Annotated in this window: 24 protein-coding genes and 1 tRNA gene; 17 read left to right on the forward strand and 8 right to left on the reverse strand. The window is 64.7% G+C overall.

Features of this window, described 5'->3' with window-relative positions; translation table 11 throughout:
- Positions 1–8 precede the first annotated feature (8 nt).
- Positions 9–299 (reverse strand): DUF4031 domain-containing protein, encoded by a 291-nt coding sequence (locus ABD791_RS03435; protein ID WP_345062295.1) that lies wholly within the window; start codon positions 297–299, stop codon positions 9–11.
- A 203-nt stretch (positions 300–502) separates the two neighbouring features.
- Between ABD791_RS03435 and rplU the strand changes: the two genes are divergently transcribed.
- From rplU to ABD791_RS03500, 13 genes are all read left to right on the forward strand, one after another.
- A complete protein-coding gene (gene rplU / locus ABD791_RS03440) occupies positions 503–811 on the forward strand; it encodes a 50S ribosomal protein L21 (protein ID WP_345062297.1) in 309 nt (102 codons plus the stop codon).
- 18 nt (positions 812–829) lie between these two features.
- Positions 830–1,087, forward strand: coding sequence for a 50S ribosomal protein L27 (gene rpmA, locus ABD791_RS03445; RefSeq protein WP_092323831.1), 258 nt, complete (start codon positions 830–832; stop codon positions 1,085–1,087).
- 78 nt (positions 1,088–1,165) lie between these two features.
- On the forward strand, positions 1,166–2,776 hold the full coding sequence (gene obgE / locus ABD791_RS03450) for a GTPase ObgE (protein WP_345062304.1): 1,611 nt from the start codon (positions 1,166–1,168) through the stop codon (positions 2,774–2,776).
- Positions 2,773–3,579: a glutamate 5-kinase gene (gene proB, locus ABD791_RS03455; protein WP_345062306.1), complete on the forward strand. Its 807-nt coding sequence runs from the start codon at positions 2,773–2,775 to the stop codon at positions 3,577–3,579. The genes obgE and proB overlap by 4 nt, the downstream gene beginning before the upstream one ends.
- 9 nt (positions 3,580–3,588) lie before the next feature.
- On the forward strand, positions 3,589–4,857 hold the full coding sequence (locus ABD791_RS03460; protein WP_345062308.1) for a glutamate-5-semialdehyde dehydrogenase: 1,269 nt from the start codon (positions 3,589–3,591) through the stop codon (positions 4,855–4,857).
- Between the two features lie 58 nt (positions 4,858–4,915).
- Complete coding sequence (locus tag ABD791_RS03465; protein WP_345062310.1) at positions 4,916–5,122, forward strand: hypothetical protein; 207 nt, start codon at positions 4,916–4,918, stop codon at positions 5,120–5,122.
- 15 nt (positions 5,123–5,137) lie between these two features.
- Positions 5,138–5,731: a nicotinate-nucleotide adenylyltransferase gene (nadD, locus tag ABD791_RS03470; protein WP_345062312.1), complete on the forward strand. Its 594-nt coding sequence runs from the start codon at positions 5,138–5,140 to the stop codon at positions 5,729–5,731.
- Positions 5,728–6,735 (forward strand): hypothetical protein, encoded by a 1,008-nt coding sequence (locus ABD791_RS03475; RefSeq protein WP_345062314.1) that lies wholly within the window; start codon positions 5,728–5,730, stop codon positions 6,733–6,735. The genes nadD and ABD791_RS03475 overlap by 4 nt, the downstream gene beginning before the upstream one ends.
- Before the next feature lie 40 nt (positions 6,736–6,775).
- A complete protein-coding gene (rsfS, locus tag ABD791_RS03480; RefSeq protein WP_345062316.1) occupies positions 6,776–7,153 on the forward strand; it encodes a ribosome silencing factor in 378 nt (125 codons plus the stop codon).
- Between the two features lie 75 nt (positions 7,154–7,228).
- Positions 7,229–7,302, forward strand: a tRNA-Ala gene (locus ABD791_RS03485).
- Positions 7,303–7,600: 298 nt separating this feature from the next.
- The gene (locus tag ABD791_RS03490; protein ID WP_345062318.1) at positions 7,601–8,002 is read left to right on the forward strand and encodes a YchJ family protein; all 402 of its coding nucleotides are present in this window, start codon (positions 7,601–7,603) and stop codon (positions 8,000–8,002) included.
- Positions 8,003–8,132: 130 nt separating this feature from the next.
- The gene (locus ABD791_RS03495; RefSeq protein WP_345062320.1) at positions 8,133–9,476 is read left to right on the forward strand and encodes a glycosyltransferase; all 1,344 of its coding nucleotides are present in this window, start codon (positions 8,133–8,135) and stop codon (positions 9,474–9,476) included.
- A gap of 151 nt (positions 9,477–9,627) precedes the next feature.
- Positions 9,628–10,671 (forward strand): LLM class flavin-dependent oxidoreductase, encoded by a 1,044-nt coding sequence (locus ABD791_RS03500; protein ID WP_345062322.1) that lies wholly within the window; start codon positions 9,628–9,630, stop codon positions 10,669–10,671.
- On the opposite strand, the gene ABD791_RS03505 is transcribed toward ABD791_RS03500, so the two are convergent.
- Positions 10,668–11,006 (reverse strand): hypothetical protein, encoded by a 339-nt coding sequence (locus ABD791_RS03505; RefSeq protein ID WP_345062324.1) that lies wholly within the window; start codon positions 11,004–11,006, stop codon positions 10,668–10,670. The two genes, ABD791_RS03500 and ABD791_RS03505, sit on opposite strands and share 4 nt — an antisense overlap.
- Positions 11,007–11,175: 169 nt before the next feature.
- On the opposite strand from ABD791_RS03505, the gene ABD791_RS03510 reads away from it, so the two are divergent.
- Positions 11,176–12,540, forward strand: coding sequence for a GH1 family beta-glucosidase (locus ABD791_RS03510; RefSeq protein ID WP_345062326.1), 1,365 nt, complete (start codon positions 11,176–11,178; stop codon positions 12,538–12,540).
- A 101-nt stretch (positions 12,541–12,641) separates the two neighbouring features.
- Complete coding sequence (locus tag ABD791_RS03515) at positions 12,642–13,133, forward strand: hypothetical protein (protein WP_345062328.1); 492 nt, start codon at positions 12,642–12,644, stop codon at positions 13,131–13,133.
- On the opposite strand, the gene ABD791_RS03520 is transcribed toward ABD791_RS03515, so the two are convergent.
- Complete coding sequence (locus ABD791_RS03520; RefSeq protein WP_345062330.1) at positions 13,130–14,260, reverse strand: NAD(P)H-dependent flavin oxidoreductase; 1,131 nt, start codon at positions 14,258–14,260, stop codon at positions 13,130–13,132. The two genes, ABD791_RS03515 and ABD791_RS03520, sit on opposite strands and share 4 nt — an antisense overlap.
- Before the next feature lie 139 nt (positions 14,261–14,399).
- Between ABD791_RS03520 and ABD791_RS03525 the strand changes: the two genes are divergently transcribed.
- Positions 14,400–15,521, forward strand: a complete 1,122-nt coding sequence (locus ABD791_RS03525; RefSeq protein ID WP_345062332.1) for an epoxide hydrolase family protein — start codon at positions 14,400–14,402, stop codon at positions 15,519–15,521.
- Between the two features lie 63 nt (positions 15,522–15,584).
- Here the strand turns inward: ABD791_RS03525 and ABD791_RS03530 are convergent, their stop codons facing one another.
- Positions 15,585–16,379: an oxygenase MpaB family protein gene (locus ABD791_RS03530; protein WP_345062334.1), complete on the reverse strand. Its 795-nt coding sequence runs from the start codon at positions 16,377–16,379 to the stop codon at positions 15,585–15,587.
- 199 nt (positions 16,380–16,578) lie between these two features.
- On the opposite strand from ABD791_RS03530, the gene ABD791_RS03535 reads away from it, so the two are divergent.
- A complete protein-coding gene (locus tag ABD791_RS03535) occupies positions 16,579–17,142 on the forward strand; it encodes a YceI family protein (protein WP_345062336.1) in 564 nt (187 codons plus the stop codon).
- Between the two features lie 54 nt (positions 17,143–17,196).
- Here the strand turns inward: ABD791_RS03535 and ABD791_RS03540 are convergent, their stop codons facing one another.
- From ABD791_RS03540 to sepH, 4 genes are all read right to left on the reverse strand, one after another.
- The gene (locus ABD791_RS03540; RefSeq protein ID WP_345062338.1) at positions 17,197–17,955 is read right to left on the reverse strand and encodes a TMEM175 family protein; all 759 of its coding nucleotides are present in this window, start codon (positions 17,953–17,955) and stop codon (positions 17,197–17,199) included.
- A gap of 9 nt (positions 17,956–17,964) precedes the next feature.
- On the reverse strand, positions 17,965–19,017 hold the full coding sequence (locus tag ABD791_RS03545) for an FUSC family protein (protein WP_345062340.1): 1,053 nt from the start codon (positions 19,015–19,017) through the stop codon (positions 17,965–17,967).
- A 200-nt stretch (positions 19,018–19,217) separates the two neighbouring features.
- Positions 19,218–20,372 (reverse strand): winged helix DNA-binding domain-containing protein, encoded by a 1,155-nt coding sequence (locus ABD791_RS03550; RefSeq protein ID WP_345062342.1) that lies wholly within the window; start codon positions 20,370–20,372, stop codon positions 19,218–19,220.
- A 108-nt stretch (positions 20,373–20,480) separates the two neighbouring features.
- Positions 20,481–21,794 carry a septation protein SepH gene (gene sepH / locus ABD791_RS03555; RefSeq protein WP_345062344.1) on the reverse strand — a complete coding sequence of 438 codons (1,314 nt, stop codon included), beginning with the start codon at positions 21,792–21,794 and terminating at the stop codon, positions 20,481–20,483.
- Positions 21,795–21,800 lie beyond the last annotated feature (6 nt).

Below are 21,800 nucleotides of genomic sequence, written 5' to 3' on the forward strand. Positions count from 1 at the left end.
CGTGATTTTCACGGGCCCGCCTTTTTGTGTTTGCCCGATCTCTGTTTGCCCGAGACGCGCAGACCGCTCGCTGCGAGTCGGGTCACCAGCTCACGGATGCCCACGGGAAGCGCCCCAGCGGCCACCAGCGCCTCGTAGCGGGCTTCGGGCACGTCGTAATGGTCGAGATCGAACGCGCGCTGTGGGATGCCGTTCTGCGCCGCGAAGGCGTGAAGTTCCTCGATTGAGGAATCACTGACAAGATGAGACCAGAGCGTGTTGTGCGCGGGCCACAGTGGTTTGTCGATCAACACGGTCATCATCGAATTCTACGGATGTGCGTCGGTTTGACCGAGGGGCATTTGTACCGCTAAAGTTGACCCTTGGCGTGTGTTGGACGTTTAGGTCCGCGCTTTCGCCAAGGTTTTCTGAAAAGCAATGAGTCAGTCTGGCTCGTTCATCCCAGTGACTTTCCACAATAGGAATCGGGACCCCCCGGCTCCCCAGAGATAGGTACGTTAAAGTGGTTTACGCAGTTGTGCGCGCCGGTGGCCGGCAGGAGAAGGTAGAGGTCGGAACCATCGTTACGATGGACCGAATCAAGGCTGACAAGGACGGCATCGTCGAGCTGGCCGCTGTGCTTCTCGTCGACGGCGACAAGATCACCACTGACTCCAAGTCACTGGCCGACGTCAAGGTCACCGCCGAGGTTCTCAACGACCTCCGCGGCCCGAAGATCGTTATCCAGAAGTTCAAGAACAAGACCGGTTACAAGAAGCGTCAGGGGCACCGTCAGGAGCTCACACGCGTTCAGATCACCGGCATCGCCTAGGCCTGAGGAGAAGTACAGATGGCACACAAAAAAGGCGCGAGTTCCACTCGCAACGGTCGTGACTCCAACGCACAGCGCCTCGGCGTGAAGCGCTTCGGCGGTCAGGTTGTCAGCGCGGGCGAGATCATCGTTCGTCAGCGTGGCACCCACTTCCACCCCGGCGTGAACGTCGGACGTGGCGGCGACGACACCCTGTTCGCTCTCGAAGCGGGCTCGGTACAGTTCGGCGCAAAGGGCGGCCGCAAGGTCGTCAACATTGTGGTGGCTGCCGAATAGGCACCCACAAGTTGTGAACGTGAGGGCGGGCTTCGGCTCGCCCTTACGTATTTTTACGCCACCTGAAAGGGGCACCCCATGGCCACATTCGTTGACCACGTCACGCTGCATCTGCGAGCGGGTAACGGAGGAGACGGCTGTGTCTCTGTCAAACGCGAGAAGTTCAAGCCACTAGCCGGCCCAGACGGCGGCAACGGCGGCAGCGGCGGCGACCTCGTACTTGTCGCAGACCCGCAGACCACCACGCTCCTCGGATACCACCGCTCCCCACACCGCACCTCCGACAACGGCGGTCCCGGCATGGGCGATCACCGCAACGGCCACAATGGCGAGATGCGCGAACTCATGGTTCCGCTCGGCACGGTAGTCAAGGATGTCGACGGCAACGAGCTGATGGACATGAACGAGCCCGGCTTGCGCCTCATCGTCGCGCCCGGTGGCCAGGGTGGGCTCGGCAACGCCGCGCTCGCCTCCCTCAAGCGCAAGGCCCCCGGCTTCGCTCTGCTCGGCACGCACGGCTGGGAAGGCGACGTCTACCTTGAGCTGAAGACCGTCGCGGATGTCGCACTCGTCGGCTACCCGTCGGCCGGCAAGTCCAGCCTGATTGCCGCAATGTCGGCAGCCCGGCCCAAGATCGCCGACTACCCATTCACCACCTTGCAGCCGAACCTCGGTGTCGTTCAGGCTGGGGAATCCCGCTACACGATGGCCGATGTGCCCGGCCTTATCGAAGGCGCCAGCGAGGGCAGGGGCCTCGGCCTCGAGTTCCTCCGCCACGTCGAACGGTGCACTGCGCTGCTGCACGTTCTCGACTGCGCAACGCTCGACCCGGGTCGCGACCCGATCAGCGACCTCGACATCATTCTCGGTGAACTTGCCGCCTACCCGGTTCCCGAAGGCCAGAAGCCGTTGCTCGAGCGCCCCCAGCTCATTGCCCTCAACAAGATCGATGTGCCGGAAGCCCGTGAACTCGCCGAGTTCCTGCGTCCGGACCTCGAAGCCCGCGGCTACCGCGTCTTCGAGATCTCCACGGTCACCCACGAAGGCCTCAAGCAGCTCAACTACGCCCTCTCCGAAACGGTCGAGGCCGGTCGTGCTGAGATTGCCGCCGCTGAAGCGCGTAAGCCGCGCATCGTGCTGCGTCCTGTGGCCGTCGATGACGGTGGATTCGAGATCAAGGTCGAGGGTGGCACCTTCGGCAACACGTACCGCATTCTCGGTACCAAGCCAGAGCGCTGGGTGCAGCAGACCAACTTCACCAACGACGAGGCTGTCGGCTTCCTTGCCGACCGTCTGGCCAAACTGGGCGTCGAGAACGAACTGTTCCGAGTCGGTGCCGTCGCCGGATCAACAGTGATCATCGGGCCGGGCAACAGCGGCGTCGTCTTCGACTGGGAGCCCACTCTCACCTCGACGGCCGAGCTCATCACCGCCCCGCGTGGTACTGACACGCGCCTCGATGAGAGCACCCGACGCACGAGCAACCAGCGCCGCGAGGAGTACTTCGGCCGCATGGATGCCAAGGCTGCGGCACGCGCCGAGCTCATCCGTGAGCGCGAGGCAGGTCTCTGGCCGAGCGACGGCGAAGAGTTCTCCGGAAAGTCATCGTCCGATGCGTCCGATGCTTCAGATACGTCTGATGGGTCAGCTCCGGTCTCCGCCGGCAGCCAGGAGGGCGACACGGAGTGAGCGTGACTGAGCGGGAACAGATTCGAACCGCGGCCCGGATCGTCGTGAAGGTCGGCTCCTCGTCGATCAGCGGCGAGAATGCCGGAGCCATCGCGTCGCTCGTCGACGCCCTGGCCGAGGCTCACGGCCGCGGTTCTGAGGTTGTTCTCGTCTCATCGGGGGCCATCGCCACCGGGATGCCGTACCTCAATCTCGACGAGCGTCCGACCGATCTGGCGACGCAGCAGGCTGCGGCATCCGTTGGTCAGAACTTGCTGATCTTTCGCTATCAAGACAGTCTCGACCGCTACGACATCGTGGCCGGTCAGGTGCTCTTGACGGCGGGGGACCTCGAGAATCCGTCGCACCGCGGCAATGCGCAGCGGGCGATGGAGCGGTTGCTCGAGTTGCGCATTCTGCCGATCGTCAACGAGAACGACACCGTTGCCACCCACGAGATCCGGTTCGGCGACAACGACAGGCTGGCCTCGTTGGTGGCCACACTGATCAAAGCCGACGTGCTCGTGTTGCTCAGCGACGTGGACGCGCTCTACACCAAGCCGCCGCACCTGCCCGGCGCCGAACGCATTGAGCGGATCGCCGCCGGCGACCCGCTGCCCGGAGTGGAGTTCGGGTCGACCGGCGCTTCTGGCGTCGGCACGGGTGGGGCGAGCACCAAGGTGTCGGCCGCGCGGATTGCCGCCGATGCCGGAACCGCGGTTCTGGTCACTGCCACGACGTTGGTGGCAGAGGCGTTGCGTGGCGAACACGTCGGTACCTGGTTCGACCCTGCGGTCGTTCCCAGCGGGCACCCGCTCCCGTAAACTGGCGGCATGTCGCCGTCGTCACACCCCGTCACCGTACTCACCCCGACCCTGTCGGCCGCTCGGAGCGCGTCACTCGCTCTTGCCGCCGCACCGACCGAGGTCAAGAACAAAGCGTTGGTCGCCATCGCGACGGCGCTGCGTGCCAACGTGGCGGCGATCGTCGACGCGAACGGTCTCGATCTGGCGGCCGGCGCGACCAACGGGCTCAGCACCGGTCTTCTCGACCGGCTGCGCCTTGACCAGGCACGCGTCGAAGCCCTGGCTGTTGCCGTGCTCGAGGTGGCTCTGCTCACCGACCCGGTCGGTCAGATCGTGCGCGGCAGCAGCCTGCCGAACGGCATCAAGATCAGTCAGGTGCGGGTTCCGTTCGGTGTCGTCGGAGTCATCTACGAGGCGCGCCCCAATGTGACAGTCGATATCGCCGCGCTGGCTTTGAAGAGCGGCAACGCGGCGGTGCTGCGCGGTGGTTCGGCCGCCGAGAACTCGAACCGTGTGCTCGTTGGTTTGATTCAGGATGCGCTGGCGAGCGTCGGCCTCCCCGCCGAATCGGTGCAGACCATCGACCAGTTCGGGCGCGAGGGCGCAACCTTGCTGATGCGCGCGCGTGGCGGCATCGATGTGCTGATCCCGCGGGGGAGTGCGAACCTGATCAACACGGTCGTCAGCGAGTCGACGGTGCCCGTCATCGAGACCGGCGCCGGCGTCGTGCACATCTTTTTGGACGACAGCGCCACCCAGGAATGGGCGGTCGAAATCGTTCACAACTCCAAGGTGCAGCGCCCGAGCGTGTGTAACGCCGTCGAAACCCTCCTCGTGCACGAGAACGCTGCGGCCCGCCTGCTGCCGGCCGTGCTGAATCGACTCGCTGCCAGCGGCGTGACCATCCACGCCGATGAGCGCGCACGGGGATTCTTCCCAGACGCCCTCGTCGCCACCGAGGAAGACTGGGCGACCGAATACATGAGTCTCGACCTGGCCGTTGCCGTCGTCGACTCCCTCGATGACGCGATCGGCCACATCCGTCGCTATTCGACCGGGCACACCGAGTCGATCATCACCAACGACCTCGCCAATGCCGAGCGGTTCTTGAACGAGGTCGACTCGGCTGCGGTCATGGTCAACGCCTCGACGCGGTTCACCGACGGCGGAGAGTTCGGATTCGGTGCCGAGGTGGGTATCTCGACCCAGAAGCTTCACGCGCGCGGTCCGATGGGTCTGTCAGAGCTCACCAGCACCAAGTGGATTGTGCGTGGCAGCGGCCAGGTGCGTGCCTAGCCCCGCTAGGATAGTTGCGGCGACACCGTCTTATCGCCGTTTGTGAATGGAGAATTTCATGTCCTTGGTGACCACTGTTTTGGCCGAAGCCGGGCACGTTGAGCTGCCTATGCCGACTTGGGCCTACGGTCTGATCGCCCTGGTGATTTTCATCGCCCTCGGTGCTGTGCTCTGGACCTACCGTGACGTGGCCAACCGCCACCAGGCCAAGGCAGACGCTTACGCGGCAGCTCACGGCGGCGCGCACGGCCACGGCGGCCACTAAAGCGTCGCTCGTTTCGTGACTGAGCGTCGGCCGCGTATTGGCGTGATGGGTGGAACTTTCGATCCGATTCATCACGGCCACCTGGTTGCCGCGAGTGAAGTCGCGCAGAGCTTCGACCTCGACGAGGTCGTCTTTGTGCCGACCGGACACCCGTGGCAGAAAGAGGATGTGACGCTCGCTGAGCATCGCTACCTGATGACAGTGATCGCGACGGCGTCGAACCCACGCTTCACCGTGAGTCGGGTCGATATCGACCGCACCGGGCCGACGTTCACCATCGACACCCTCCGTGACCTGCACGCGCAGCGTCCAGACGCCGAGCTGTTCTTCATTACGGGGGCAGACGCAATCTCACAGATTCTGAGCTGGAAAGACGTTCAAGAGCTGTGGGACCTCGCACACTTTGTCGCTGTGAGTCGACCGGGACATGAGCTCAGCGTTTCGGGATTGCCCGATCAGGACGTAAGCTTGCTGGAAGTTCCGGCTTTGGCGATCTCGTCAACAGACTGCCGGGCTCGAGTCAATCGGGGATTTCCGGTTTGGTATCTGGTTCCCGACGGGGTCGTCCAGTACATCTCAAAGCATCACCTGTATCGGAGTGTGGCATGACGTTGGGTAATAGCCCGCAGCCACTGACGCGCCGCCAACTTCGCGAGTTGGCCACCGAGCAGGATGCCTCCAGCTCAGCAGACGAGCCGTCACCGACATCGACGCAGTCCCGTGACGCCTCCACCGAATCCTCGTTTACCGAGTTGATTCAGAAGGCAGAAGCGGCGGCGAAAGCTGCCGCTATTCCGCGATCAGGGGAACGCCGAGTCTCCAGCCTTTCTGAGGCGCCGGAGAACGACTACTTCGATTCACTCGACCGAACTCTGACTCGTCGGGAGCTGCGTGCTCTGCAGGCTGCTCAGGCGGAGTCGATTGCTGACTTCTCCGACGATGACGCGGCAGACGCTCTTGTTGATGCCGACATCGACGTCGATGCCGATATCGACTCGTCTGCGCCGACTCTGATGGTGCCGATCGCCGCCATCTCCGTCATCCCGGCATTCATTTCACCGGCCGTTGATGACGATGACGCTCCCCGTGAGCTGCACCCTCCGATTGGGCACTGGTCGATTGACCCCGATGACGACGCTGACGCCGTCAACGAGCACATTCACACTCTCGATCAGGCTCAGGCCTTTGACCAGATCATCGCCCGCGGCATCGGTGCCGGGGGAGTGCCCACCACCACGAACGCGCTCATCCTGCCCGACATGGCCCACCAGGACCGCACGGCAGGACCCCTCACCAGCACGGGCGAGATCCTGATCACCGGCTCTATCGACCTGCCGCGCAGTCTCGGTTCGACCGGGGCGCATCCCGACCGTTTCGACTCGTCGGACGTCGACCACATGCTCGACCAGATCGATGAGAACGGAGCAGGCTCAGACGTCGCTCCGGTCAGCGCCAGTCGCGCCGTGAGCAGCCACTCCTCAACACGCGGCGTGATGACCGCACCGAAGAAGGAGATCGTCTGGTTGCCGACGGTGCTCGCCATCACCGCAGCCGCACTCGCGCTGGGCGTTATCGCCCTGTTCGTCGGTGCCTTCGTGTTCAACATTTTCTAATGCCATCCATATCAGCACCACAAACTCAGGGATTTATTCGATGACCGCTTCTGCCCACGCTCTCGAGCTCCTCCAGGTGGCCGCCGCCGCCGCCGACTCGAAGGCCGGGGAGGATCTCGTTGCCATCGACGTGTCCGAGCCGCTGCCGCTTGCCGACATCTTCCTCATCGTCACCGGCCGCTCAGAGCGCAACGTTGTTGCCATCGCCGGTGAGATCGAAGACAAGCTGATCGAGGCCGGCCACAAGCCGCTGCGTCGTGAGGGCCGTGCAGAGGGTCGCTGGATCCTCGTCGACTTCGGAGATCTCGTCGTTCACGTTTTCCACGAGGAAGAGCGTGTTTACTACGGTCTTGAGCGTCTGTGGAAGGACTGCCCTGTCGTCCCGATCGAGCTTCCGGTTCGCGACACGCGCGAGTAACGCGCCGGTTTTCGTACTCGTTGCGGAATGTAGTAATCTAAACGAGTTGTTCCGGAGAAGTCCGGAGCAAAACGAGGGTCCATGGCGCAGCCCGGTAGCGCACCTGCATGGCATGCAGGGGGTCAGGGGTTCGAATCCCCTTGGATCCACTCAAGAGATATAGCCCCGCACGAAGTGTGGGGCTATATCTCTTTAACACGATGCAGTGATTCGAGGAGCCGCGAGGGCGGAGCCCGAACGGTGGGGTCCCCTTGGATCCACTCAGTAGAAGAGCTCGGCACAATGTGCCGGGCTTTTCTTGGTTAACTCGACGCTCGTTCGCAGCCCGCCTCGGCCTTTGATTCTCAGCTGCGCGGGTCGAGCGCCGCGGCGCGGGTTGGAGCCAACCAGCGTTGCGGCGCTCGACCAGCGCGACGCAGGCGGGGCCAGGCTGGCCGATAATGAATTGTGACTTCCGTCGATTCCGCCGCACCCGAACGCTGCCCCTGCCTGAGTGGCGAGACCTACCTGAACTGCTGTGGTCGCTACCACCGCGACGGCACCACCCCGCCGACGGCTGAACTGCTGATGCGCTCTCGCTACTCGGCCTTTGCGGTCGGCGACGCCGGCTACCTGCTGCGCACCTGGCATCCGCGCACCCGCCCTGCCGCACTCGAGCTCGACGAGGCGTTGCGCTGGTCCCGACTCGACATCGAGCGCACCGAGAGTGGCGGAATGTTCGACACCGACGGCGTCGTTGAATTCACCGCCTACGGGCGCGAGAACGGTGAACGGCTGCAGCAGCACGAGACGAGCCGATTCGTGCGCGTAGATGGCCGCTGGGTCTATCTGGACGCCGTCGACGAGTAGCAGCCCGCTCGGAAGGAGTTCGACGCACGTCTGTGGTGTGCGAAGCCGCGCCACGGTACGCTTCCGCACAGCACGCTGAACGTCGTCCCTAGCGACATCGCGTGACGCTCACCCGAGAGTGGAGACTGTGATGGCGCGCATTCTGGTCAGTGTCATGCCGTTTGCCGGGCACGTCGCACCGATCCTCGCCGTCGTCGAGCAGCTTGTCGCGCGCGGGCACCATGTGCGCGTGTACACCGGATCTCGCTATCTCGACCAGTTCGAGGCGGTCGGCGCGCGGGGAGTGGCCTGGCGCAACGCCCCCGACTTCGACGAGCACGATCTGCATGCTGCCTTTCCCGCGCTGCCCGTGCGCACCGGTCGCCGGGCGTTGCTCGGCAATCTCGAGCACATTTTCGTCAGATCGGCCGTTGGTCAGGTCGCCGATCTCCGTGAGGCCTACGCGGCCGAACCCTGGGACGTGATGGCGGGTGACCAGCTCTGCCTCGGTATCGCCCTGGCCGGCGAAAAACTCGGATGCCCGTGGGCGTCGATCTCCCTCGTTCCGCTGTCGCTGCCCAGCCGCGACTTGCCGCCAGCGGGCTTGGCGCTCCAGCCGGGCCAGACGATCGCCGGCCGGTTGCGTGACCGGATGCTGCGTTCGGCTTTCACTCTGCTGACACAGCATGTGCAGAAGGCCTACGAACAGACCAGGAACGCGGTCGGACTGCCGGCCGCCGCCCAGCCACTGGAGCGTGCGTGGTGGTCGCCGTATCTGATCTGCGCGGTCGGGGTTCCCGCCCTGGAATACCCACGCAGCGACCTTCCGCCGCAGGTGCATTTCGTCGGGGCACTCCGGCGCCCTTCGGGGGTGGTGCGCGCTCAGCATCCGCCGTGGTGGGGTGATGTCCTCAGCGATGAGCGCCCGGTTGTGTATGTGACCCAGGGCACGCTGAACACCGACCCGACCGAGCTGCTCGAGCCGGCACTGGTAGCCCTGGCCGATGAAGACGTTCTCGTGGTGGCCAGCACTGGCAAGCGGGGAGAGAGCGTCCTGCCGTTCTCGATTCCGCACAACGCACGCGTGGCCGACATGCTGCCCTACTCCGAGCTGCTTCCGCGCCTCTCGATGATGATCACCAACGGCGGGTGGGGCGGAGTGCTGGCCGGGCTGGCCAGCGGCGTGCCGCTCATTGTGGCCGGTGGCGACATCGACAAGCCCGAGATTGCGGCGCGCGTCGCGGCAAGCGGGGCCGGGATCGACCTGCGCACCGGTCGCCCGCACCCGGCGGCGATTGCCCGTGCCGTCAACGCGATTCGTGACGATCGTCTGTTCGGGGTGAACGCGGCACGGGTCGCCGAGCAGTTGGCCCGGCACGACGGAGTGCGGGAGGTCGCGCAATTGCTTGAGCGACTGCAGGTGCTCGGGCTGCCAGTGGTGCGCAGTGCGGAGGATCCCTGGACGGAAGAGCGCACGACGATCGGCACGGACTGAGCCGGTCAGGTCACCCAGTCGCAGGTCGCGGAGCAACACGTCGCGGTGTTTGGGTCTGAGGAATATCCGAGTCCGCCCTTCGGTTCACCCTTTTACATGCATTTGCATAGACGTATCATTGGGTAAAACTGACGCGAGAGGCGATCACTGCGTGGCGCACACACTTGAACTTGGTCTAGACACTTTTGGCGACGTGACCTACGACGCCGACGGACGGTTGCTGTCGCAGCCTGAGGTGCTGCGCAATGTCGTCGCAGAGGCCGTGCTGGCCGACCAGGTCGGACTCGACTTCTTCGGCGTCGGCGAGCACCACCGCGAAGACTTTGCAATCTCCGCACCCGAGGTGCTGCTGGCGGCAATCGCCGGCCAGACCAGCCAGATCCACCTCGGCTCCGCTGTCACCGTGCTGAGCTCCGACGACCCGGTGCGGGTGTTCCAGCGGTTCTCCACCCTGGATGCGGTGTCCAACGGGCGCGCCGAGGTCATTCTCGGCCGGGGCTCATTCACCGAGTCCTTCCCGCTCTTCGGTCTCGACCTCAGCGATTACGAGCGACTCTTCGAAGAGAAGACCGAACTGTTCACCGAGATCCTCAAAGAGCAGCCCGTCACCTGGTCGGGCAGTACGCGGGGCGCGCTGGAGAACCAGTCTGTGTTCCCGCCGACGGCATCCGGCTCGCTTCGCACCTGGGTCGGCGTGGGCGGAAGCCCACAGTCTGTGGTGCGCGCCGCCCACTACGGCCTGCCCATGATGCTCGCCATCATCGGCGGCAACCCGCTCGCCTTCGCCCAGTTCACCGACCTCTACCACCGCGCACTCGAGCAGTTCGGCAAGCCGACCCAGCCGATCGGCGCGCACTCGCCCGGCTATGTTGCAGCGACGGATGCCGAGGCTCGCGACGAACTGTGGCCGCACTATTCGGTGATGCAGGCGCGCATCGGGCGTGAACGCGGCTGGGGTCCGATGACTCGCGAACGCTACGAAGAAGAGGCCGGGCCGCAGGGAGCGCTCATGGTCGGATCGCCAGAGACGGTCGCGAAGAAGATCGTCACCGTGGTGCAGGGCCTCGGCCTCAGCCGGTTCGACATGAAGTACAGCAACGGAACCATGCCGCACGAGAAGCTGATGACGGCCATCGAGCTGTACGGCACCCAGGTCGCGCCGCTCGTGCGCGAGATGCTCGGCGAGAACAACTAGCCGGCATTGCCCGCCGACCGCACGAGCACCATCTCGTGCGGTCCCAGCTCCAACAGTTGCTCATTCACTCCGACCGGGCGCCCGCTCCAGACAGTGACGGGGCGGGCGCCCGTCGGAGCCAGCGGCTGACCCGACTCGTCGACGATCTGGCCGTTGCTGTGAGCGAGAATGACTGGATTGCCCACCTCAAGCATGTCGGGGTCATTCCAGCCGCCCGGGCCGGCGAAACCGGCGAGGCCATGCTTGCTGTCGGTCAGGCGCATCACCGAGCGCCACGTCGGACGGATGTCGGACGTCGTGCGCCAGAGGTGGCCGTACTCGGCCGCCCACTCCACGGCTCACCTCTGCTGGTTCTGCTGGTTCTGCTGCAATGATGTCAGGCTTCCCGAGAAAAGTGGGACAACTGACCCAGTCGCTTGACTCACTCGTGTTTCTCCCCGAGTATGAGAGGGTTCCGGCGCTGTGGGCGTCGAATAAACGCAGTGTCGCGTGAAAGGTATCTCGATGTCGAACTCCGCTTTTCCCTCGCTTCCGGCCTCGTTCGTCTGGGGGGTGTCGACGGCGGCCTATCAGATCGAAGGGGCCGTCACCGAAGGTGGCCGGGGTGCGACCAGCTGGGACGCCTTCTGCGCCACACCGGGCCGCGTCTTCGACGGCCACACCGGCGAGATCGCCTGCGACCACTACCACCGTTATCCAGAAGACATCGCTTTGATGAAGCAGCTCGGAATCGACGCCTACCGGTTCTCGTTCGCCTGGTCGCGCATCCAACCCACCGGCAGCGGTGCGGTCAACGCTGACGGGCTCGCCTTCTACGACCGACTGGTTGACGGCCTGCTCGAAGCCGGGATCGCCCCGACGCCCACCCTGTTCCACTGGGACACCCCGCTCGCGCTCGAAGAGAAGGGCGGATGGCTGAATCGCGACATCACGGATCGGTTCGCCGACTACGCCCACATCATGGGCACGCATTTCGCCGACCGCATCCCACAGTGGATCACCATCAACGAGCCGGTCGTCCTGACCATGCTCGGCTACGGCGCCGGCATCCAGGCCCCCGGGCAACAGCTCGGCTTCGGCGCGCTTCCGGCCGCCCACCATCAACTTCTCGCCCACGGCCGCGCCGTCACCGCGTTGCGCGCGGCCGGCGCCGACAACATCGGAATTGCGAACAACCACGCACCCACCTGGGCGGCCAGCGAGAAGGAGGAAGACCAGCAGGCGGCCGGCCTCTACGACGCCATCGCGAACTGGGTGTTCGCCGACCCTATTCTTCTCGGCCGCTACCCCGCAGAGCTTGAGCCGTTCTTGCCCGTCGGGGCACAGGACGACCTGCCGGCAATCAGCGTGCCGATCGACTGGTACGGCATCAACTACTACAACCCGACGAAGGTGAGTGCGCCGGGGGAGTCGACCGGACTCATCGACGGGCAGGAGCTCGACATCGACCTGCCATTCGCCCTGCAGGACATCGAGGGCTACCCGACCACCGACTTTGACTGGCCGGTGGTCCCCGAGGCGTTCACCGAGCTGCTCACCTCGTTCCAGACCCGCTACGGCTCCGCGCTGCCGCCGATATACATCACCGAGAACGGATGCGCCATCAACGATGGCCCCAACGCCGACGGCGTCGTGGCCGATCAGCGCCGCATCGACTACACCGCCTCACACTTGGCGGCCATTGCCGACGCCGTCGATGCCGGGGTCGACGTGCGCGGCTACTTCCACTGGTCGCTGCTCGACAACTTCGAATGGGCGGTCGGCTTCTCGCAGCGCTTCGGCCTGATCTACACCGACTACGAAACGCAGGAACGCATTCCCAAGCAGTCGTATTGGTGGTACCGCGACGTCATCCAGAGTCACCGATGACGCTGCCAGGGGCGTCGGCGATCCTCGGCGGCATTCTCGTGTATCGCATCAAGGGTGTGAGGTAGGCGCGACGTCGGGCCGGCCTGTAGCGTGAAAGCACTATGGGACATTTTCTATCGCCGGCGACCGCTGAGGCGCTGACCGAGCTTGCTGCGGTGGATGCCGATGTCGGGTCGGCACCGCTCGTCCGGCTGCGTGCGCTCCGACGTCTGCAAGCCGCGTTGGACGCCGATCCGGCGGCTCTGGCGAGTGCACGGGCCGCCGAAACCGCCGGGGCGGGATGGTCAGACATCGCCGAGGCGGCAGGGCTCGGTCCGGCCGCGGCCAAGTGGCGCTGGCAAGGGACCGACGATGAGATCGCCTCCCGCCACGATGCCGGACGCAAACGAGCCGCCCGCCCGAGCAGCGTGCCGACCGATCTCCCCGGATTGTCGGTGGCCGAAGCCGCCGCGCAGCTCGGCGTCACCGCCCAAGCGATCTACCTCAAGGTCAGCCGCGGAACGCTGGCCAGCCGCACAGTCGAATTGGCTGATGGACGCAAGTACAAACGCGTGTTCCCGAGTGGCGACCCCGACGGGGCTGCGAGTCCCTAACCGAGCAGCGCGGACGTCTCGGCTTCGAGGCGTGACATGAGCTCGGTCGCCGACCCGGCGCGGGCCAGCGGCCCCGCCTGTCCGGCCCAGAGCGACATGAGCTCGGCGTTCCGGCGCTCGATCGCCGCGGGTTTGAACCGTCCGGTCAGCCAATTCTGGGCGGGGAATGGCGCCAACGCGGTCGCCCCTGTGGTCGCATTGCCGGCGCTATGGTCGGCGGCCTTCTTGGTCAGTTCCGAATACATCCGATTGGGGATGCCGCGAGCCAGACGGCCGCTGTAGACCCGGGTCAACACGGTACGAGTCGCTTCAGGGCTCAGAATGCGTTCCCGATGGGCGGGCGAGATCGCCGATTCGTCGGTGGTGAGAAAGGCCGTGCCGAGCACGGCGGCGTCGGCTCCGAGGGTGAGCGCGGCGGCGATGCCCCGGCCGTCGGCAATGCCTCCCGCGGCAATAACCGGAACCGAGACAGCATCCACGACCTGCGGAAGCAGAGCGAACAATCCCATCAGTGAATCTTCGGCGGTATTGAGAAACGAGACGCGGTGCCCACCCGCCTCGAAACCGCTGGCCACAATGGCGTCGACGCCCGCAGCATCCAGGGCAATCGACTCCGCCACCGTCGTCGCCGTGCCGATCGCTCGGATTCCCGCCGAGCGGCAGCGGTCGAGCATGCCGGCCGATGGCACACCGAAGACGAAGCTGACGACAGACGGTCGCGCCTCGACCACCGCGTCGAACTGCTCGGCGACGGTGGGCAGAAACTGCGCGGGGCGGGTGGGCGGAGCGACGTCGAGTTCGTGAAAGTACGGCAGCAGCGGCTCCAGCCAGGAGGTGAACTCGGCCTCGGTCGGGGCCAGCGCTGCGGCGTTGTCGTGGTCGAGCCAGAGGTTGAGGTTGAACGGGCGGGTCGTGAGCTCGCGAATCTGACGGGCCGCGAGCCGGATGCGTTCGGCATCGTACCCGTAGAGGCCGAACGAGCCGAGGCCACCCGCGTTGCTGACGGCGGCAGCGAGCGCGACAGATGAGAGTCCGCCGAACGGCCCGAGCACAATCGGGAGCCGCAACCCCAGCAGCTCGGTCAGGGTGGTGTGTCGCCAGTCTGAACTGCGTCGTTGCTCGGTCATCGGAGTCCTTTCGCCCGCATTCTGAGCCTAGGCGAATGGGTCGCGGCGGGTCGCTTCGAGTGGTGCTGTTTCGAGTCAGGAATTCCGTCCGGCTCCAGTTCCGTGCCTCACCACCTGTCTCAGCGACGAGAATGAGACGATGAACTCACCCTTGCTCGATGTAGCTCGATACGACGTCGTTGAACTACGCGACCGGCTCCGGCGAACTCGATGGGCGCCCGAGTGGCCGCTGAAGGGCTGGACTGCAGGTTCTGACCAGGCCGAGCTGCGTCGCTTGGTCTCGTATTGGGCAGACGGTTTCGATTGGCACGCTCAGCAGCGCCGGATCAATGAACTGCCCTGGCACAGCGCGACGATCTCGGGCACTGCCGTGAGCTATCTCAAATTCGAGGCTGAGACTCCCGGGGCGCTTCCGATCGTATTGACGAACGGATGGCCGAGCACATCTCTCGAACTTGTCGAACTTGCCCGACGTCTTGCCACCCCGTCCGCGTATGGCGGAGACGCGGCGGACTCCTTCACTGTCATCGTGCCGGCACTGCCCGGGTTTCCGTTCTCGCCGCAGCGCCCAACCCATGCCGAGCAGACGCACGAGATCTGGCATCTGTTGATGTTCGAAAAACTCGGCTTCGAACGCTACGCCGCCCACGGGGGTGACTTGGGCGCCGGCATAACGTCGCGCCTTGCGGAGGCCCACCCGGAGTCGGTGGTCGGAATTCACCTTCTCGCAGTTGCCGCTCCTGTTCACCTTGACACAGCGTCGCTCACGAGCGAAGAGCAAGCGTACCGGGGTGCGGTGCAATCCTGGGTGAGCGCAGAAGGTGGGTACCAGCACGAACAGCAGACTCGTCCGCTCAGTCTCGCACCGGCACTTTCTGACTCTCCGGTTGGCCTCCTCGCATGGATCATTGAGAAGTACCGAGCCTGGAGCGACTGCGACGGAGAACTGTCGGCGCGATTCAGCGACGACTTCCTGCTCACCCAAGTCTCGCTGTACTGGTTCACGAATTCGATTTCGACATCGTTCCGGCCCTACTGGGAGTTCGCGGCCGGTTTGACGACCCGTATTCGGAGGGTCGACGTGCCGACTGCGGTTGCCGTCTTCCCACACGATCTCACGCAGCCACCTCGCAGCTGGGCCGAGAGAACGTACAACGTGGATAGATACACGACAATGCCCAGTGGCGGTCACTTCGCGCCGCACGAAGAGCCAAACTTGCTCGCCATCGACCTGAGAGAATTTCTTCGCCCGCTGCGGTAGCGGGCACTGACGCGGCCGCGGATCCGCAGCCTCACGTCAGCCCGATTCGAATCGCGGCTCAGGTCACGCCATCGATGCCCTAAGTGCTCGCAAGTAGTGATTCTTCGGCCAGTGCCGGATCGCTCGGGGGAGAACGGGATAGACAACGGAGGAGACCCGCATCAGCCGGTCGAACCGTTTCTGATCGCGTCGTGTCCACCGCAACTCGAAGGCCTCGCGCAGCTCCGGCGGCAGAAAACCGGCGGTGAGCAGACGCCCCACCGGCATGGCGGCGCGCAGCCAGAACGGTCCGGTGCGCGGATGCAGCAGCTGCGTGGCGACATTGCGTGTCGTGGCGTCGGTGCGGAGCCGGCTGAGCTGATCGGTCCAATAGTCAGCGAACGCCGCACGATCGGCCGGCCACAGCGACTGCGGTACTTGAAGCTCGGACCCGAGCGCCGCGTAGTCGCGGTACATTCCGTCGGCCTCGTCGTCGCTGAGCGGGCCGAACACGCGATTGTGCACTGTCACGGCCGAGTCGTACAGCGTGGCCGCAACCCACAGCTGAAGTTCAGGAGTGAACGCGTTGTAGGCCGGATGCTCAGCGGATGCCTCGGAATCGGCGTCGGTGGGGGCACTTCGCACGGGCGCGTGCGCCCGGTTGACGCGGCGTCGCACGGCGCGAAGTTCTTCTGGAGTGCCGCACGACACGGCGTAGACGTAGGTCAACGTGGCGTGGAGGCGATCGAGCGGTCGGTTGGTGAAGTCGCTGTGATGCGCGACCCCGTGACCGATTGCCGGATTCGCCAGCTGCAGCAAAATGGCACGCCCGCCCCCGGCGATTAAGATCGCTTCCGCTGCTTTGTCATTCGTGAACACGCCGGCCTCCCTTGGCCAGAGTTTAACGGCGGGACCTGGGAGCGGAAGACCCACTCACCGGGGCTCAAACGGATGCTCGAAAAAAGTTTCAAAGAAATTTGTGGCGTTTGGAATAACTCGAGACTCCATGCGCTTGCATACATCTGTGGGCAGCGAAAGCTTCCCCATCGACTTTCCACCTGTCACACAAGGAGCACGCATGACTGACACGATCACCACCACCATCCCGGGCTACAAGGCTGGCACCTGGACCATCGACCCCACACACAGTGAGGTTGGCTTCAGCATCCGCCACATCATGATCAGCAAGGTCAAGGGCACCTTCGACAGCTTCAACGCCACGTTCGTCACGGGCGAGAACCCGCTCGACTCCACCGTCACCGCATCCGCCGTTGTCGCTTCGATCAACACGAACGAGGCAAACCGCGACGGTCACCTCCGCACTGGCGACTTCTTCGACGCAGAGACGTACCCGACCATCGACTTCGTGTCGACCGGTGTGCGCGAGGTCAAGGGCGACTTTCTCGTCGATGGCGACCTGACGATCAAGGGCGTGACGAAGCCAGTCACGTTCGACTTCGAGTTCGGCGGCTTCGGCAGCGACCCGTACGGCAACTACAAGGCTGGCGCAACCGCCAAGGCCGTAGTGAACCGTGAGGACTTCGGCCTCACCTACAACGCCGCACTTGAGACCGGTGGCGTGCTGCTCGGTGACAAGGTCACCATCACGCTTGAACTGCAGGCTGTTCTGAACCAGGCCTAATCGTCTGACGTGAAGAAAGGGGTCCCGCTTCGGCGGGGCCCCTTTTTGCGATGCCTACGACGAGCGGTCACCCGGGGAGGGCGCGGCTGCTGGCGTGAGACGCCGCCGACGCGTGAGGTCGATCAGCGGGTCGAGCGCAAAGAGCAAGAACGCGAAGGAGCCTGCGACGATCGAAAGCAGTACGACCCCCAACGCCAGCACCGATGCGATGAGGCCATGCTGGCGGGCACTGGCAATCCCTGCGGGGGAGAGCCCCGCCACGAGCCCGCGTCCCGGAGCGCTCGCGTAGTACCACTGCACGGTTCCGAGCAGAATCACCGCCAGAAAACAGAGCGGCAGTGCGATCCGTCCGGCCAGAAAGTCGCCGTAGTCATTGTTCAGGCTCGTCGCAAATGGAACGAGAGCAACGCCGAGAAGTCTCAGGATGTTCAGCCAGAGCACCGTGTCATCGGTGGCGATGACGTATTCAAACTGACGCACATGCACGATCCAGAGCAGCCCGAGCAGCACAAAACTGATCGCGAAATTCAGGATGTTGTGGCTGAGTGCTCCCAACGCCTGCCAGAGTTCGGAGTCCGACGTGATTTTGGCCTGCGCATCGATGGTGATGTCGAGCACGAGAAGGGTGGCCGCGATCGCGAAGACGCCATCGGTGAATGCTTCGAGACGGCGAGTGGACAACCGTTGCCGGTCGACGTCGGGTGTGTTGTCACGCGGGGCGGCACTTCCCGTGGATGCGTCACCGGTGGAGGCGTCACTGGTGGAGGCGTCGCCCGCGGCGTCGTCGTGATCCCCATTCCGATCTCTCGGCATGGCGGCAGCCTACTCGCCGGTGATCTCCTCACGCACGCGCCGTAGATCTTCCATCAGCGAACCGATCAGAATCCAGTGTTGGGGTGGTGGCGCTGCGATCACGAGAGGGGCGGTCAGGGCCGGGTCGTCGGCGAGTTCCCAGTCTTCCTCGACTGAAACACGCTCATCCGGTCGTTCATCCTGACGTGCGAGCAGGCGCAGATCGTGCGCGGCCCGTTCGAGCTCGAGCGAGAGCGCCTGCACCGTCGGCTCGCGGTGCAGCGTGTGATCGTAGTGATCGTGGAGCGCCCTGACCATGCCGATCGACCGCGTCACCAAGGCCCGCAATCGCTCGTACCTCACGATCTCCGCGTCGAGAGCCGTGCGGTAGGAGGCCTGTCGAGGGTTGAGGGTGAGGCTTTCCTCTGCTTGCACGATCGCCTTCTCTGCCGACACCAGCATCGGGCGCAACAGGCGCGCTTCGATCATCATCTCGGCGAGTGCGGCATTGGTCTGGGGTGAGCGCAGCGCGATGGCAACCCGGTCGAGGGTGTGCGCCACCTCTCGCGCCAACAGCGTGAGGGAGTCATGGGCGGGGGTCAGCAACACCGGAGGAACGATCAGAATGTTGACGACGAGGGCGATGCCGGCGCCGATGCAGGTCTCGATGATGCGGTCGAGCGCGTAGGCGGGAGTTGTCGCGCCGATCGAAAGCACGAGCATCGCGCTGATCGGAACCTGGTTCGACGACCCGGGATTGAGGCGAAATGCCCAGGCGAGAAAGATGCACACTACGACGGCCAGGAGCACGATCCAGCTCGAGGTGCCGAAGAGCAATCCGATGCCGTACGCGACGAGCACTCCGCCGACGACACCGAGGGTGCGCTCGATGGCCTTGCCGAGTGACTGGTTGATGCTGGGCTGCACGACGAGCAGGGCGGCGATCGCGGCGAAGATCGGGAGACCTGCGCCCGGGAGCAGTAGTTGGGCGAGAAACCAAGCTAGAACCGTCGCCACGGAAGTCTTCACTGCCTGAAGCAGCGGCACTCGGTTGTTGCTCTGAAACCTGGCAGTCAATCGCACTCTTCCAGGCTAGTGCTGCCTGTCGGTCTCCTCGGGCGAGTCGGTCGAGAACCGCCGGGTCGACCGTGTCGGCAGAAACCGCACGCCACGGCAGAAACCGCACGATCGGAGCGGCCGGCTGTGGCGTTGCGACAATCTGAACTGTTTCTGCGGCGCGACGGCGCTCGATCAGCAACCAGCAACTAGCAAACAGCAACCGACTACGAGCTCGGTATCACCCCAACGGGCACCCCGAGAAACGTCGAGTACTCACGGATGCTGCGCTCAAAGCTCGCACGCTGACGTGCGGTCAGCCCGTCGAATGGTCGCGGTTCGGCGGTGATGCCGCGGGAGGTCTTCTCCCTGCGCCAGGTGCCGAGCACCCGACCGTGCTCCAGCATCATCGGCAGAAACATGCCGTTCTTGCCCGGAACAACACGCTCAAAGTTCTCAACGCTGACCGCGAAACTGCGATCGGTGTAGCCGAGCAGCATCTCGTCGAACCCGGCAAGCGCAAGCACGGGGGAGCGTTGCCGGGCAATCGACCCCCACGAGCCGGTGTCCGCATCCGCGGGCAGAAAATGGCTGGTCTCACCGACTCGAATCTCAATCAGCCTGTCGCGCACCACGGCCAAGCCGAGAGTCGCATCGGCGACGGTCAGTTTCGCCCACCAGGCGAAGTCCTTCAGCGTCGCAGGGCCATGCCCGGCGAAGTAGCGCAGCACGAACTCGCCGAGTGCCTCGTCGCGCACAAGCCGGCGCGGGTTCGGCACCCACTCGTCGAGCAGCACCAGAGCCTGCACGTTGGCGACACGGGGACCCCAGCAGAGCGTGCCGCTCTGCGCGAGATGCCAGATCAGGTGATAGCCGCGTTGGTTCGCCGTGGCGATGCCGTGCGCCTCAAGCAGCTCAAGAAACGCGGCCCGGGTAAGTGCACGCCCGCCGACCAGCGCTTCCTGAGCGATTTCCCGTGCCTGCTCAATCACAGCCATATCAAGATCGAGTTGCGTGCGCCGGGTCTTCGTTCCGGTCATCAGGCGCGGCGTCGTGAGTTCAAGCATCCAATTGAGGTCGGCCGGCGGAACGAAATGCAGGGTTCCGCGCATCGGCCAGGAACGCAGAATGCTGCCCTCATTGATGGCCTGGTCGACGTCGGCCTGGGTGAGGCCAGGAGCGCGCACTCCCAGCGCCCACGCGGCGGCCGGCAGGTCCTGTGCCTGTATTGCGAGCATCCGCTCCACGACGTCGGCCGCAGTGCTCAATGGGCGGTCACTGCCCAGCACGTCTGGCGATGCCGAACCGAGGCCTTGGCGGGTCACACGGATGCGGGCAATGTCGCGTGGCGACGCCGTCACAACCACTGCCGCAGCACTCACGAATTTACACCGAGCGTTCCTGCACCGAGCGTTCCTGCACCGAGCAATTCGACACCGAGCGGCGGCCGCTGACGAATCAGCGGCCGCCGCAGCGGGAGGAGTCGGCCGTTAGGCCAGGTCGTCGTCGCTGCGGGCGCCGAAAACAATTTCATCCCAGCTGGGCATCGAAGCGCGCCCGCGTTTGCCGAGGTTGCCGGTGTTGCGAGCCTGCGCTTTCGCTGCCTGAGTAGCCCAGATGTTGGGGGCAGCCGCGACCGGAGTCGGCGGCTCAGACAACGTGGGCGTCGCCGTGCGGTCGCCGGCCGAATCGGTGTCTGACGAAGAGTCTGTCGACGCGGGTTCCGTCGGCTCCGCGGGTGCGGGTTCCTCGCCGACAAGTCGCATGGCGGGCGCCGACACCGGGGCAGAACCCTCAGCATCCGCCGCCGTGTCGACCTCTGACGACGCGGCAGGCGCGATCGCGGCCGGAGCGATCGAGGGCACCGCGGTCGGCGGTACGGCGAGGGGAGTCGGCGCAGTCGCAAAGCTCGGTGGCAGAGTCGGCAGCTCCATCGTCTCGTTGTACGGCGGGGCTGCCGCAGCCTCACGCTCACCGCGGCGGCGACGCAAGGCTTCGAGCAGGTCAGCGGTCTCCGACAACGTTGCCGCCGGCTCGACAGCCCGCTTGATTGCCGCGTTCGCGACAGCATCGGTGGTGTTGCCGGGTCGGGCGTATGGCACCGGGTCGAGGATCGGGGCGGTGTCGTTGATGACTTCGTCGTTCTGCAGTTCTTTGAACGTGAACGCACCGCTGTCGAAACGCGACACGTCGGCTGGACTCGTTTCAGAGCCGACCGCGCGCAGGCGGGGGATGAGCGCACCCTTGAGTTCGCCCTGCTGCGAGAGCGCGATGGCTTCACTGCCGATGGGGGTCAGCGAGTTCTTCTTGGGCTCGAAGCCCCAGCGTGCATCGTGATCGATGTCGTCGGCGGTGAAGGAGAGCTTGATGATCCAGCCGCCGGCCGGTTCCTTCCAGCTCGCCCACCGTTCGTTGGTGGCGCCGAGCGAGGCAAGCCGCTCACGAATGACGTTGCCGAAGTTCGCCTCTTCGGCGGTGGGATCCGGGTCGATCGCGGTGTGCACTGGCACGCTGAGCGCAGACGAGACGATGTACTCGCGTTCGGCGAGCACCGGCCCCTCGAATCGACGCACATAGTCGAGCGACGCACCCGTCACATCGGCGACGTCTTCAGCCGACATCCCAGAACGGATGTGCGACTGAATTTCTCGGGGTGATAACTTCGCCCCATTCGACGGTTCCGATTGGGTTTGGCGAAGCCTCGATTGGAGAACTTCGTCGATGGCAATTCGAAAACGATCACCTTCTTCGCTCGCTGCAAGCAGCGCGCCGTTCTCGACACCGATAACTTTCAATTCCTGCATGGCGAA

The sequence above is a fragment of the Glaciibacter kafniensis genome, assembly GCF_039538945.1.
Lineage (GTDB): Bacteria > Actinomycetota > Actinomycetes > Actinomycetales > Microbacteriaceae > Cryobacterium > Cryobacterium kafniensis.

Excerpts from the sequence above, each read along its gene's own strand:
- ABD791_RS03435 (WP_345062295.1), bottom strand. The coding sequence starts at position 299 with ATGACCGTGTTGATCGACAAACCACTGTGGCCCGCGCACAACACGCTC.
- rpmA (WP_092323831.1), top strand. The coding sequence starts at position 830 with ATGGCACACAAAAAAGGCGCGAGTTCCACTCGCAACGGTCGTGACTCC.
- obgE (WP_345062304.1), top strand. The coding sequence starts at position 1,166 with ATGGCCACATTCGTTGACCACGTCACGCTGCATCTGCGAGCGGGTAAC.
- ABD791_RS03460 (WP_345062308.1), top strand. The coding sequence starts at position 3,589 with ATGTCGCCGTCGTCACACCCCGTCACCGTACTCACCCCGACCCTGTCG.
- ABD791_RS03465 (WP_345062310.1), top strand. The coding sequence starts at position 4,916 with ATGTCCTTGGTGACCACTGTTTTGGCCGAAGCCGGGCACGTTGAGCTG.
- ABD791_RS03475 (WP_345062314.1), top strand. The coding sequence starts at position 5,728 with ATGACGTTGGGTAATAGCCCGCAGCCACTGACGCGCCGCCAACTTCGC.
- rsfS (WP_345062316.1), top strand. The coding sequence starts at position 6,776 with ATGACCGCTTCTGCCCACGCTCTCGAGCTCCTCCAGGTGGCCGCCGCC.
- ABD791_RS03495 (WP_345062320.1), top strand. The coding sequence starts at position 8,133 with ATGGCGCGCATTCTGGTCAGTGTCATGCCGTTTGCCGGGCACGTCGCA.
- ABD791_RS03510 (WP_345062326.1), top strand. The coding sequence starts at position 11,176 with ATGTCGAACTCCGCTTTTCCCTCGCTTCCGGCCTCGTTCGTCTGGGGG.
- ABD791_RS03515 (WP_345062328.1), top strand. The coding sequence starts at position 12,642 with ATGGGACATTTTCTATCGCCGGCGACCGCTGAGGCGCTGACCGAGCTT.
- ABD791_RS03520 (WP_345062330.1), bottom strand. The coding sequence starts at position 14,260 with ATGACCGAGCAACGACGCAGTTCAGACTGGCGACACACCACCCTGACC.
- ABD791_RS03525 (WP_345062332.1), top strand. The coding sequence starts at position 14,400 with ATGAACTCACCCTTGCTCGATGTAGCTCGATACGACGTCGTTGAACTA.
- ABD791_RS03535 (WP_345062336.1), top strand. The coding sequence starts at position 16,579 with ATGACTGACACGATCACCACCACCATCCCGGGCTACAAGGCTGGCACC.
- ABD791_RS03540 (WP_345062338.1), bottom strand. The coding sequence starts at position 17,955 with ATGCCGAGAGATCGGAATGGGGATCACGACGACGCCGCGGGCGACGCC.
- sepH (WP_345062344.1), bottom strand. The coding sequence starts at position 21,794 with ATGCAGGAATTGAAAGTTATCGGTGTCGAGAACGGCGCGCTGCTTGCA.